This is a genomic window from Ruminococcus sp. OA3 (assembly GCF_022440845.1).
Taxonomy (GTDB): domain Bacteria; phylum Bacillota; class Clostridia; order Lachnospirales; family Lachnospiraceae; genus Ruminococcus_G.
Map to the genome: position 1 here is coordinate 2387004 of NZ_JAKNTO010000001.1, position 14043 is coordinate 2401046.

The window sequence follows — 14043 nt, forward strand, 5'->3', positions numbered from 1 at the left end:
AGAGCGACAGCTTCAGAAGATGAAAAAGTCGCAATGTGGACTTGTGAAACAGATTAAACGGCGTAAGAAAATTTGTTTGTATTGAGCCGTTTTCAGGGGGGAAAACGCATGAATCGGAATACACTTTTGATTGTGGATGACATGGAGGTAAACCGTGCCATTCTTCGGTCTTTATTTGAGCAGGATTATAATCTTCTGGAGGCAGAAAACGGAGAACAGGGATTGATGCTGCTCAATCAATATAAAGACACTATCGCTGCGGTGCTTCTTGACATTGTCATGCCGGTGAAGGACGGTTATGAGGTTATGGCGGAAATGTCACGAAACAGGCTGCTGGATGACGTTCCGGTGATAGTGATCACTGCTCAGGATTCTACGGAAAATGAAGTCCGGGCATTTGATCTGGGGGCCTCCGATATTGTGATGAAACCATTTGAGCCGCATGTGGTCAGGAGACGGGTAGAAAATGTCGTTGAGTTAAACCGGCACAAACGGCATTTGGAAGAACTCGTGGAGGAACAGGCGATCAATCTGCGCGAATCAAAAGCGGTACTGATGGATGCACTGTCATCTGTGATAGAGCACCGCAGCATTGAATCAGGACAGCACGTTTTACGTATCCGGATGTTCACGAAGCTGCTTTTGGAAGATGTAAAAGACAATTATTCGGAATATGGACTTGATGATCGGAAAATCGATATTATATCCAGTGCCGCAGCACTGCACGATATCGGCAAAATAGCAATTCCTGATGCAATTCTGAATAAACCGGGGCGATTGACAGCAGAAGAATTCCAGATCATGAAAACTCATGCCGAAAAGGGGTGTGAGATACTGGCGGGGCTTGACCGGATGCATGACAAGGAATATCTGCAGTATGCATACAGTATCTGTCGCTACCATCACGAACGCTGGGATGGCAACGGATACCCTGACGGACTGATCGGAGAAAATATTCCGATCTGTGCACAGGCGGCGGGGGTTGCAGATGCGTACGACGCACTGACAACCAACCGTGTATACAAGAGAGCCTATACACCAGAAAAGGCCTGCAATATGATTCTGAATGGAGAGTGCGGCCTGTTTTCACCGAAGCTTCTGGAGTGCTTTAAAAATGTCCAGGAGCCGTTTGCAGAACTTTCGCGGGAGTACGCTGACGGCAAATCACCGGGAACTGATTTTGAGATGATATCAACTCGGGATGACTATAAAACAGAAGCGGAGAATACGCTGGAGCTTGGACAGATGAAATATTTTGCCATGCTTCGTTATGAAGATTCTACCGTGATGGAAGTGGATGCAGACAGCGGTATTTATCATCTGGTCTACACACAAAACAGCGACTTTGATCTGCTGCGTTCAGGAGATCTGTTCGAAGAGTCTTATCAGGTGTTTGTAGAAAAGGCTGTCCATCCGGATGACAGGATGGGACTGCTCAAGAATCACAGTATTGATGTGTTTCTCGCAAGCGGAGCGATGAAGAGATCGCTGAACTATCGCGTGTTTCACCAGGGATCCGGAAACTATATCTGGTATGGGCTTTCAATTCTGAGGATCAATATAGAAAATCCCAGGCAGCATAAGCTGCTGATGATCTGGCGTAAACTAAAAGACTATGCCGGAGGCCCTGCGGTGTCACCTAAAGAGGACCGGCAGTTTATCGATAATTCTTTGGTTGGTATTCAACAGTGTTTCAATGACGGATGGTTTACGATCCGGCATATTAATGAAGGATTTATTACGCTTTTTGGCTACAGCAGGGAAGAAATTGAGCGGGTTTTTCAGAATCGTTTTATAGAGATGATCTATCCGGATGACCGTGAAAAAGTTCTGAAATATTTTCGAAAAGAACAGTCTGTCAGAAAAACGTTTGAATATGAATACCGAATACTGACCAAAGACGGCCGTGTTTTATGGGTACTGGATAAAAGTCAGCTCTTCACAGGTGAGGACGGAGTGGAATATATGAACTGTGTACTGATTGATGTGACACATACCAAGCAGGAACAGGAGAAACTTCGACTGACCATGGAGCGCCATCAGATTATCATGGATCAGACGAATGATATTATCTTTGAATGGGATATTCATCAGAATAAAATTCTGTATTCTTCAAACTGGGTAAAGAAATTTGGGTATCAGCCGATCACGGAAGAAATCGATAAAAGGATTCCCCAGGCATCGCATGTTTTGCCTGAAGATATGCCAAACTTTCTGAAGCTGATGAAAGATGTGGAAACCGGTGCCCCTTACGGTGAAACAGAACTGCGTATAGCAAATACGGACAGCCAATATATCTGGTGCCGTATCCGTGCGACCACACAGTTTAATAATGACGGCAAACCGGTAAAAGCGGTCGGTGTCATAGTGGATATCGACAGTGAGAAGCGACATGCACAGGATCTGATTGATAAGGCTGAGCGGGACCATCTGACTCATTTGTTTAATAAAAATGCCGCACGTACACGTATCCAGAGTGCGATGAAACACTGGGAACGTAACGGGACAGCTGCCATGATGATCATCGACCTGGACAATTTTAAAACGATCAATGACAATTTTGGACATATGTTTGGCGATGCAGTACTTATGGAGGTTGCAGGACAGCTGCAGAAGCTCTTCCGTTCCGAAGATGTTGTCTCCCGTATCGGGGGGGATGAATTTCTGGTTTATATCAACAGTCTGCCGGATCAGAATGTGCTGGCAGGACGGGCAGAGAATCTTATTGCGACGATGCGGACTGTCCTGCCAGACGAACTGCATCTCTGCCCGCTGTCATGCAGTGTAGGGGTGGCCTGTTTCCCGAAAGACGCGATAGGTTTCCAGGAATTGTTTCAGTGCTGCGACAGGGCACTTTATTATGCAAAGGCACAGGGGAAGAACCAGTTTGCCATGTATGACAAACTGACAATGGCAAAGACTTTTGATATAAATTCTCAGCAGGCTGTGACGGCCAATACACGGATTGAATCGGATGAGGCGTTCGACTTTGATAATGCCGCCGTGATACAGCAGGCTTCACAGCTTCTGTACAGGGCCGAAGATATGGATGCAGCGGTACAGTCGATACTTGAGCTGATCGGGTGCAGGTATCATGTCAGCCGTGCTTACATTTTTGAAGAATCAGAGGATCACTGCTATTGCCGCAATACCTTTGAATGGTGTAATGAGGGGATTGAACCGCAGATAAAGTTTCTACAGCACGTCGCATATGCAGATATCGGAGATTACCATGAAAATTTTGATGAAAACGGTGTTTTCTATTGTCCGGATATTTCGATACTGCCAAAGCCACAGTGTGATGATCTTGCTGTCCAGAGGATCCGTTCCATGCTGCAGTGCGCGATCCAGAATGAAGGGGAATTCGTTGGATTTGTAGGGTTTGACGATTGTACAGCCAGGCGGATGTGGACACAGAGCCAGATAAAGACGCTGTCCTTTATTGCAGAACTGCTTTCTACGTATCTGCTTAAAAAGCGTGCCCAGGAAAACCTTGCCCAGGCCGTGGAGAATCTGCATACCCTGCTTGACTCGCAGAATTCCTGGATCTATGTCATTGACCCGAATACATATGAACTGCGCTACATCAATGCGAAAACCAGCAAGATCGCGCCGGCGGCAAAGGTCGGCATGAGCTGCCATAAAGCTTTTTTTGACAGGATGATCCCATGTGCCGCCTGTCCGATGAAGGATATACGAAAAAACACGAATAAAACAATGGAGATCTATAATCCATTATTAAAGGTATGGTCTCTGGCAGATGCCTCACTGATTCGCTGGGGCAGCCAGGAGGCGTGTCTGCTGTCCTGCCATGACATTACACCCTACAAAAATCTGATACAGGAGAATGCGCCTGCTGATTGGGACAGTACTGCTGGATAAGGATATTCCCAGTGAGACGTTTCTGGATGAAAGGTAACGGAAAGAGTTACAGGTAATCTGACAGGGAAAAAGATACGGCCCGCCGAGGACAAGGTCCTTAACCGTGAAATTGCGGCAGAGATTATAATGCCGTACTGATGGATATTCAGATGCCTGTGATGGACGGCCCTTTCAGCAGGAATGAATGCACATATTGCGAAACCGATCGATCCGTCTTCTTTGTACGGGACATTGGCACAGTATCTTTGCTCAGAACCGGATGCACCGCAGTTATTTGGGATATCCTATATATAGGTGTGGGCTATTAGAAAGAAAGGAAAACGGAAAATGAATAACTTAATTAAAAAATGGACAGATATCAGTCTGATCAAGAGGATCCTGGGCGGTCTGATCATCGGAGCGCTCCTGGGGATTGCAGTTCCTAAGGCCTCTGGAATCACTGTGCTGGGGGATCTGTTCGTAGGAGCATTAAAAGCGGTGGCACCGATCCTGGTCTTCTTTCTTGTCATGAGCTCACTGAGCAATGCTCAGAATTCTCATGGAGGCGTCATTCGAACCGTTATTAGTCTGTACATGCTGAGCACACTGCTTGCAGCTGTCATTGCTGTGTTTGCCAGCATGGCATTTCCGATCGAGCTGACGCTGGCTGAGGCTGCGGAGGATGCGACGGCACCGGGGGGTGTACTGGAAGTACTGCAGACGCTGATCATGAACATTGTTGCGAATCCCGTCGCGTCCCTTGCAAACGCCAATTATCTGGGCATACTGGCATGGGCTGTCCTGCTTGGTATCGCGTTACGTACAGCAGGGGAACACACAAAACAGGTACTGCAGGATATTTCATCCGGAATTTCCACACTTGTGACCTGGATCATAAATCTGGCACCTTTTGGTATACTGGGACTGGTGTTTGGCACGGTCTCCACAAGCGGCCTGGATATTTTTACACAGTACGGATTACTGCTGGCACTGCTTGTAGGCTGTATGCTGGTTGTCACATTTATAACAAATCCGATACTCGTCTTTTGGTGTATACGAAAGAATCCGTTCCCGTTGATTTTCAAATGCCTTAAAAGGAGTGCTGTCACGGCATTTTTTACACGGAGTTCGGCTGCCAATATACCGGTCAATATGGAGGTGTGCAGGGAGATGGGGATGGATAAGGATACGTATTCGGTGACGATACCCCTCGGTGCCACTATCAATATGGACGGAGCGGCGATCACCATCACGGTGATGACTATGGCGGCTGCCCATACCGTGGGAGTTGCAGTAGATATTCCAACAGCTGTCATCTTAAGCGTACTTGCGGCATTATCGGCATGCGGCGCTTCCGGAGTGGCCGGAGGATCCCTGCTGCTGATTCCCATGGCGTGTTCGCTGTTCGGCATCCCGGATGACATTTCCATGCAGGTCGTCGGAGTTGGATTTATCATCGGTGTGGTTCAGGACTCTGTGGAAACGGCGCTGAACTCCTCCTCCGATCTGCTGCTGTCAATTTCTGCGGAACTCAGACAATGGAGAAAAGAGGGCAGGGAGATCGAAATATAGCGGCTTCTGTTATTTTGGAATGCATTTTATGCATATTTATCTGCCACTTATGCATCAGCAGTTGACGGGAGGGTCTCTGTTTGCTATGATAAATCTGATTTTTTCTGGAAAAAGGGGTATGAAATATGAGAGACAGAGAATTGGAGTCAGCGGTTGAAGCGTACCAGAGGCTTGCGGAGCGGGATTGGCTGACAGGTCTTTATAACCGCGGAACAATGGAGCAAAAGGTGAATGACTGGATCACGGCTGAAAAAGCCGGAACACTGATCTTTTTGGATCTGGATCACTTTAAACAGATTAATGACCGGTATGGACATATTAAGGGAGACAGTCTTCTGCAGAGCGTAGGGGACACATTACATAAAATGTTTCCGGAGCCGAACCTTGTGGGACGGATCGGCGGCGATGAGTTCATCATATTTGTGCAGCATACCATGGACGGCAGCTGGATCAGCAGCAGGTGTGCGCAGGTGCGGGGGCGTTTTCGCGAAGTACGTATCCAGGGCGGACTCCTTCTGAAACTTGGCATGACGATTTTTGGAACCGGCTATCGGGAGGGGGACAGCTATCGTGAGATGTTTGACCGTGTTGACCAGATGGTGACAGAGGAGAAACGCGCGCGAAAGCTGAAAAAGGGCAGGCTGCGCGCAGCCGAAAACCGCAGGAGTGCCGGGATTGAACTGGATATGGACCTGATAGCCAGAGAAATGCAGGAAGAATCTCCGATGCCTGGTGCGTACTGCCAGGATTATGATACGTTTAGGAGCATTTATCGTTTTATGGAACGCAGACTGGAGAGAATCAAGAATACGGCGTATATTATTCTGTTTACGCTGACGGATGAGGATAATCTGTTTCCGAATCTCGAACACCGTGACTATCAGATGAATATACTGGGAGAAGGGATTCAGAATAACCTGCGTATGGGGGATTTATACACACAGTATACCAGCTGCCAGTACCTGGTCATGGTATCCGATGTATCGGAAGAAAATGTTGAAATGATCGCTCAGCGTATCTGCAGATTTTTTTATGAGGAGCGCAGAGTTGACGCCGAAAATCTGGTCCTTCACCACAGTTATCCGTTAAAATCAACCGAAAAGACGAATAAATAGACGAAAAAATTGCTGCAGATATCTGTCCGCAGCAATTTTTTCGACTTTTTTATGATTTTATATTTTTATCCTACCATAAAATAATCCATTTATCAAGCCTTATGTAAAAAATTCAGCAAAATAAATATGTTCTATTTCACAGAAGTTTCACAGTTTATGTCTTGACCTGAACTACACTTTATCGGGTATGATAGATATGTTACATAAAAATGGTAAAGTGCATTTTGAAGGAGGCGCTGAGAATGAATGTTTGGCATGATATGAAACCGGAGAGAATCAGGCCTGAAAAATTCTCTGTCTATGTCACGATACCAAAGGGGAGTAATAAGAAATATGAGTTTGATATCCAGACCGGACTGCTGCAGCTGGTAAAGATTTTGTATACAGCGGCGTGTTATCCGGTGAACTGTGGTATTATTCCGAGAACGATGGGGACAGATCAAAAACCGCTGGAGGTTATGATCCTGTGCCAGGAGATTCTGGATGGAAATACACTCGTAGAATGCTGCCCGGTTGGAGTTTTGCAGACATCGATACAGGGAGTCCGGACAGAACGGATTCTGGCGATTCCCATAATGGATTCTGCGAATGCCATGGGAGTTGTGGAGGCAGAAAATCTTTTAAAAACGGTATATGAAGAACTGAAATATTTCTTTGGTATTTACCGCGGTCCGGATGCAGATACGATCGAAGTCCGGGGAGGGATTGAGGCAATGAAAGCTGTTCAGCTGATTGAGACCAGTATGAAGGCGTATGACAAAAAATACGCTGACAGAATGAAAGATCAGAAGAACTGAGGTTAAAAGACCTGGGCTGCAGCACTGATTTTGGGTCAGTGCTGCAGCCCTTTCGCTGTCTGGGAATCACGTTAAAACATTATGTATTTTTCTGTGCCACGGCTTCAGAACGCGCAGCAACAATGCGGGGAAAGAAGCGAAAGAATAAAGCAGAGGTCACCAGTGCCGCCGTCAGGTCTGCGATCGGTTCTGAGAGAAAGGTAGCTTCCGGTGTAACCAGTCGGGGCAGCAATAAAAGACCCGCCAGAAAAATGGTCTTTCTAAAAGCAGAACAAAACAATGCAAGCCGTACATGTCCCAGTGCTGTGGTCTCATCCACCAGGGGATACTGGACTGCCAGGGGGATGATCATAGCCGTAAATATTTTGATATAATGAACGGAACGTGCCATAACTTCCGGGTCTTTCGTGAACAGGGTCACATAGAGCGGTGAAGCTGTATGTGTTAATACAGTCATAAGCACACAGAATGCGACACACAGACCCACGATACAGCGGATGGCTTTTTTCATGCGCACTGCATCGCCTGTGCCGTAGTTGAAACTGACCACAGGCTGACTGCCCAGTGTAATTCCGCCAAGCGGCATTGTGATAAGAAGGATATAACTCTGTACGATAGTTGCACAGGTGACCAGGATGTCCCCTTCTTTTGGTCCCCCGTAGCGCTGGAGGACGGTGTTCAGTACGATGAGCAGTACGCTGTCACTTGCAATGATGAGGAACGGTGAAAGTCCGAAGGAGACGATCCTGTGCACCGCCTGCCACTGAAAATCTCCCCATCCAAGCCGTATCGGCATCGTCTTGCGCAGCAGAGACAAAAGTACAAAAGCACAGGATGCCATCTGCGAAATCACGGTGGCAACAGCAGCTCCCGCTACACCCATATCAAACAGGAAAATAAAAATAGGGTCCAGCGCTATATTCAACAAAGCCCCCAGCATAACAGTAACCATGCCTAATCCGGAGAATCCCTGTGCGATCAGGAAACTGTTCATCCCGACGGACATCAGGGCAAAAAAGGTGCCCGCTGTATAGATGGTCATGTAAGAGTTCGCATAATCAAAAGTTGCAGGACTTGCGCCAAACCACATGAGCAGATGATCTTTTGCCAGCAGGAACAGGACGGTCAACACAGCTGAGAGCGCCAGCAGCATGAGAAAACTGTTGTTGAGGATCCGCTTTGCTTCCCTGTTATTTCCTTCCCCCATGCGCATGGCCATGATGGGGGAACCACCCAGTCCCACGAGGGAAGCAAAGGAAGACAGTAAAGTTACGATCGGACCACATACCCCGACCCCTGCCAGAGCCAGGTCTCCTACTCCGGCGCCTATGTACATGCGGTCCACAATCGAGTAGAGAACACTTACCAGCTGCGCCAGCATGGTGGGTACCGCCAGCCGCAATACGAGATGAAAAACAGGATCACGGCCTAAATCATTTGTTCGTTTCATACATTTCTCCCTGTCGCCAAAATGAAACGCTTATCTCCATTCCTGCAATGACATGACAGAATGGGAATAAGCGTTACCTGGCGTTAAACGAATGTAGTGTAGCATATTCTGTGTGGGAAGTCAATGTGATTTCTTTTTTCATTGATTTGTGTTATATTAAAACAAAAGTGAAAGGAAATCAAAACGTTGACAGCATTCTTTCAACTGACGAAATATCATCTGAATATTTATCTGAAATCCAATAAATTTGTGATGCCGCTGGCTGTACTTCTGGCGTTGCTGTATATTATATATTCCTCAGCGCCTGTCGATATAACCGACAGTTTTTCTGTTTCCTGTATGTTTTTGTTTCTGATCATGGTCTGGACAGGGCTGTCCTGCCACGATCTGAACAGCAGTGAATCAGAACAGATCCTGATACTGCGTATCCGGGGAAACGGGAAATACTGTCTTTGCTACAGTACATTTCTGTTTCTGATCAGCGCTGCCGCTGCGGCTGTCAGTCTGGCAGTTCCATTACTACAGAGTATGTTGAATCCCGGGCTGTTTACGAGGGTGATTCAGCCGGCTGATATATTCTGGGCTTTTTTGCTCATGACTGCATCAGCTTTCGACGGCAGTGCGATTGGAACGATGTTCTGCCCAAGGGTTATGAGGGACAGAAAAACAGCTGTGATCCTCACAGCACTGGCTGCAGCAGTTGCCATTGGAAAGACAGTTATCCTGCAGCAGATTCCGGTTCTGGCATTTATCATGTGGATTTTTCCGCCAGTCGCTGAGAGTGCGGCTGTTTTTTCACGGGCGGGGCATTTTTTCATGCCGTACGTCCTGATTTATCTGCTGGGAATGCTGGCATATGGAGCCGTGATTTTTCTGTTAAATGGCTGGCTGCTGAGGCGGAGGGGATTTTAAATGTCAGATACGATCATCACATTGCGCAATGTCACAAAAATATATGAGGGGAAAACTGTCCTGCAGAATGTAAATCTCTCTGTGCCACGAGGACAGTCACTGGCACTCTGCGGGCACAACGGCAGCGGAAAAAGTACTCTGCTGAAACTAATGGCAGGACTGGTGAAACCCACCTCTGGAAATGTGGACGTCAGAAAAAAAGCGTTGTTTCACTATATACCGGAGCATTTTCCGAAAACTGATTTAACGGTATGGAAGTATCTTCAGTTTATGGGGAGAATTGACGGTATTGATAAGGATAAAGCAGATCAGTTGTCAGGTCAGCTGCTGAAAGATTTCTTTATGGAGCAGATGAAGGACGTGCCGATGAAACATCTGTCAAAAGGCACTCTCCAAAAAGTCGGAGTCATCCAGGCACTGCTTAAAGTTCCGGATATAATGCTGCTGGACGAACCGCTGTCCGGGCAGGACAGGCCGTCCCAGATGGTTTTTATCGAGAAAATGAACCGCCTGAGAGATCAGGGGACCACGCTGATCATGTCCTGCCATGAGCCATATCTGATGCACCGTTTATCGGATGTTGTTTATCTGGTGCAGGACAAAGGACTCTCGCCTGGGGAAAGTTCAGGTGAATTTGAGGAGTGCAGATATATTCTGGTATTTGAAGATACGCCGGACTGTTTGCTGCCGGCAAAGCTCGGCGAGAGAGTGAGGCGGCAGGGCGGCAGGCTGATCTTTTCTGTAACGGGACAGGAGAGCAGTGCTGTTATTGGCCAGATGCTGCAAAATGGTTTTACCATGCGGGAAATGTATGAGCAATAAAGGAGAGCACAGTATGAGTAACATAGTGATTTTAGATGGACATACTATTAATCCGGGAGATCTGTCCTGGGAAGTGATTCAGCGGCTGGGTGAATGTACCGTCTATCAGCGAACACCGGCAGATCTTGTGCTGGAACGCTGTCGGGATGCCCGGATTGTTTTGACCAGCAAGGTGCTGTTTACAAGGAGAATCATCGAGAGCCTGCCAAAACTTAAATATATCGGCGTGCTTGCCACCGGATATAATGTGGTTGATGTTGATGCGGCCAGAGAGCATGGAATCACCGTGACAAATATCCCGGCCTACAGCACACTTTCTGTTGCGCAGATGGTATTCGCATTGCTACTGCAGCTGTGCTGTCATGTAAAAGAACACAGTGACAGTGTAAAAGAAGGAAAATGGTCGGACTGTAAAGATTTCTGCTATTGGAATTATCCGATGATCGAACTGGCTGGAAAGACGATGGGGATCATAGGATTCGGCATGATCGGACAGCAGACGGCACGTGTGGCAAATGCCCTGGGGATGCGGGTGACAGTGTTCGGAAGACGAAAGAAACGGGTGGAAGGTATTGAGTTTCTGTGGGCGGACTCTCTGGAAGAACTGCTTGGCTGTTCGGATGTGGTCAGTCTCCACTGTCCGTTATCTGAGGAGACAAAATATATGATGAACGCGGATACACTGCAGCTGATGAAGCCTTCAGCATTTCTCATCAATACGGCAAGGGGGCCGCTGATGGAAGAGCATGCCCTCGCAGAGGCGCTGAACAGCGGCAGGATTGCAGGCGCAGCGCTGGATGTGCTCACAACAGAGCCACCCCAGGCGGACAACCCGTTGTTTCATGCGAAGAACTGCATCATCACACCGCATATCGCATGGGCTACCAAAGAGGCCAGAACGCGGCTGATCGATACCGCCGGGCATAACTTAAAAGCATTTATGGAGGGTGATCCGGTGAATATGGTGCAGTAGGCCAGAGGAGGAGAAGTGGCAGTTATGCTGTTGTCGAGACAGAATGCACAGAGAATCGTACAGGAACTGAATGATGTCATCAGTCATAAGATCAACATGATGGATGATGCAGGGATCATTGTTGCGAGCAGTGATCCGGAACGCGTCGGCGAATATCATGAAGGAGCAGGGCGGATCCTGAAGCTGGGAAAAAAGGAACTGATCGTCCACAGGGATGGTGAATATGACGGGTGCAAAGAAGGTGTAAATTATCCGATCGTGATCCAGGGACAGACTATCGGTGTGATCGGAATCACCGGCCCACACCGGGAGGCAGTAAAGTACGGACAGATCATTCAGCGTATCACAGGAATCCTGCTGCGGGAGATGCTGATAAAAGAACAGAAGCTGCTGGATGAAAACATCAGGAACCGATACGCTGAGGAATGGATGAAGCAGGATGATATTCTGATCAATCAGGAATTCGTAGAGCGGGGGAGGGCCATTCGGATCGATATCACACTTCCGAGACGTGTTGTGGCATTTGCCGTATTGCATGAAGGGAATGGGATGTTCAACATAGACAGTCTGGAGAGCGCAGAGAAAGCCCTGCAGCAGCTCAGGCAGAGAGTAAAAGAGCGTGAGCCTGACAGCATTTACCTGCAGACAGCTTCCGGACTGGTATGCGCAGTTCCTGACCGCAGCGATGAGCAGATGAGGCAGTTTGTGCGGAGGTTAAAAGAAAGTGTGTCAAAGGATGGGGCAATCCGGGTTGCGGCCGGAATCGACGATGCCTGCTATCCGTATCCGCAGATCCGAACAGCAGAAAAGCAAGCATCCAAAGCACTTCAGGTCTGTCTTAGAAATGAGAAGAAGGATATCTGTTTTTATCATGATCTCGGACTGGAAATCTTTCTGGATGAGGTCTCAGATCTGTCAAAAGCAGAATATGTGAGACGGATATTTAAAGATTATGAAAAAGAAGAGCTTTCCGAAGCGATCTGCCTGCTGGAAATATTTTATGAGTGCCGGGGATCGCTTGGCAGGACCTCTGAGCGTATGCACATACACAAAAACACCCTGCAGTATAAACTGTTGAAAATCCGGGATCGTACAGGTTATGATCCGCGTTCACTGAAAGATACCTCCATGTTTTATATAGCTGCTTATTTTTACCGGGAAATCCGGAGGATTTTATAGAGGAATGCACACGGGATTCCTTTTTAGTACAGAGAATAAAAGTTTTGCTTTTATATTGGCATTTGTGATATAGGCATGAATGGCAAAATCCTGTAAGATAGAAGAAAAAGGAATGAAAACATGATACGAGGTGACAGATGATGATGAAGGTAGTGATTGCGACTGATTCCCTGAAAGGCAGTTTATCCTCAGTGGAAGCGGGCAGGGCGCTTGCAGCGGGAATTAAAAAAGCAGCTGAAGCTGAGGTTAAAATTGTGCCGATGGCGGATGGAGGGGAAGGAACAGCAGAGGCGCTGGTGGATGGAATGGGCGGACAGTGGGAGGAAGTCCTTGTGACAGGTCCGCTCGGAAATCCGGTAACGGCGAGATACGGTTATATAAAAGACAAAAAACAGGCTGTGATCGAGATGGCGTCAGCGGCTGGTATTACCCTGGTTCAGGAAAGGGAGAGAGATATTATGAAGGCGGGTACCCGCGGCGTCGGGGAGATGATCCGGGATGCGGTTGAGAGAGGGTGCCGGGATTTTCTGATCGGAATCGGAGGCAGTGCAACCAATGACTGCGGCACAGGCATGCTCTGCGCGCTGGGAGCCGAATTCCTGGACCGGGAAGGGAAACATGTAGGAAACAAGGGGGAAGACTGCGGGCAGATAGTGACCATTCGTCTGAACGGTATGATGCCCGAACTGAAAGAATGCAGGTTTTGCATTGCGTGTGATGTGACGAATCCGCTGTACGGTGAAAATGGGGCTTCGTGCATTTTTGGCCCTCAGAAAGGCGGCACCAAGGAACAGGTACGCCGCATGGAGCGCATGCACCGGCAGTTTGCCGATCTGACAAAAAGGACCATCGGAAAAGATGTTGCCGCCTGCCCCGGGGCCGGGGCGGCGGGCGGCCTGGGCTTTGCCTTTCTCGCCTTTTTGAATGCCAGCCTGGAGCCGGGCATCGATCTGGTGATGAGGGCGGTTGGACTGGAGGAATGTGTGAGGGATGCGGATTATGTGATCACCGGTGAGGGATGTCTCGACGCGCAGACCGTTATGGGGAAAGTACCGGCAGGGGTCGCGAGGCTTGCCAAAAAATACGGCGCTGTTGTGATCGCTGTGGCAGGCAGTGTGAAAGAGGAGGCATACTTATGCAACCGGGCGGGCATCGACGCGTTTTTCCCGATTATGCCGGGGGCGATTCGGCTGGAAGATGCCATGCGTCCCGATGAGACTGCCAGGAATCTGAACAGAACTGCCGAGCAGATTTTCCGGCTGCTCACAGCCTCACGTTCAGGCTAAACAGCGGATGAGTCATGCCTTTGTGAAGTAAAAACTATGTCGCAGGAAACAAAATGATGACAATAGGTAAAATGTA

The 14043-nt window shown here is 48.1% G+C and carries 10 protein-coding genes; 9 read left to right on the top strand and 1 reads right to left on the bottom strand.

The annotated features are described in order from the left end of the window. Nucleotides 1-108 precede the first annotated feature (108 nt). The 4 genes from MCG98_RS10730 to MCG98_RS10745 all read left to right on the top strand — a co-directional run bounded on the left by MCG98_RS10730 (nucleotide 109) and on the right by MCG98_RS10745 (nucleotide 7345). Nucleotides 109-3882: a diguanylate cyclase gene (locus MCG98_RS10730; protein ID WP_240301977.1), complete on the top strand. Its 3774-nt coding sequence runs from the start codon at nucleotides 109-111 to the stop codon at nucleotides 3880-3882. A gap of 327 nt (nucleotides 3883-4209) precedes the next feature. Next, nucleotides 4210-5433, top strand: a complete 1224-nt coding sequence (gene sstT / locus MCG98_RS10735; RefSeq protein WP_240301978.1) for a serine/threonine transporter SstT — start codon at nucleotides 4210-4212, stop codon at nucleotides 5431-5433. Between the two features lie 125 nt (nucleotides 5434-5558). Further along, nucleotides 5559-6548 (top strand): GGDEF domain-containing protein, encoded by a 990-nt coding sequence (locus MCG98_RS10740; RefSeq protein WP_240301979.1) that lies wholly within the window; start codon nucleotides 5559-5561, stop codon nucleotides 6546-6548. A 242-nt stretch (nucleotides 6549-6790) separates the two neighbouring features. Further along, nucleotides 6791-7345 (top strand): inorganic diphosphatase, encoded by a 555-nt coding sequence (locus MCG98_RS10745; RefSeq protein WP_240301980.1) that lies wholly within the window; start codon nucleotides 6791-6793, stop codon nucleotides 7343-7345. 79 nt (nucleotides 7346-7424) lie between these two features. On the opposite strand, the gene MCG98_RS10750 is transcribed toward MCG98_RS10745, so the two are convergent. Then, entirely contained in the window at nucleotides 7425-8795 is a 1371-nt protein-coding gene (locus MCG98_RS10750) for an MATE family efflux transporter (RefSeq protein ID WP_240301981.1), read from the bottom strand. Between the two features lie 186 nt (nucleotides 8796-8981). Here MCG98_RS10750 and MCG98_RS10755 point away from each other — a divergent pair, with 186 nt between their 5' ends. The 5 genes from MCG98_RS10755 (at nucleotide 8982) to MCG98_RS10775 (ending at nucleotide 13967) form a co-directional block, all read left to right on the top strand. Beyond that, on the top strand, nucleotides 8982-9707 hold the full coding sequence (locus MCG98_RS10755; RefSeq protein ID WP_240301982.1) for a hypothetical protein: 726 nt from the start codon (nucleotides 8982-8984) through the stop codon (nucleotides 9705-9707). After that, on the top strand, nucleotides 9708-10529 hold the full coding sequence (locus tag MCG98_RS10760; RefSeq protein ID WP_240301983.1) for an ABC transporter ATP-binding protein: 822 nt from the start codon (nucleotides 9708-9710) through the stop codon (nucleotides 10527-10529). 13 nt (nucleotides 10530-10542) lie between these two features. After that, complete coding sequence (locus MCG98_RS10765; RefSeq protein WP_240301984.1) at nucleotides 10543-11502, top strand: D-2-hydroxyacid dehydrogenase; 960 nt, start codon at nucleotides 10543-10545, stop codon at nucleotides 11500-11502. 24 nt (nucleotides 11503-11526) lie between these two features. Continuing rightward, on the top strand, nucleotides 11527-12681 hold the full coding sequence (locus MCG98_RS10770) for a sugar diacid recognition domain-containing protein (protein ID WP_240303419.1): 1155 nt from the start codon (nucleotides 11527-11529) through the stop codon (nucleotides 12679-12681). 137 nt (nucleotides 12682-12818) lie between these two features. Then, on the top strand, nucleotides 12819-13967 hold the full coding sequence (locus MCG98_RS10775) for a glycerate kinase (protein ID WP_345891647.1): 1149 nt from the start codon (nucleotides 12819-12821) through the stop codon (nucleotides 13965-13967). Nucleotides 13968-14043: the final 76 nt, after the last annotated feature.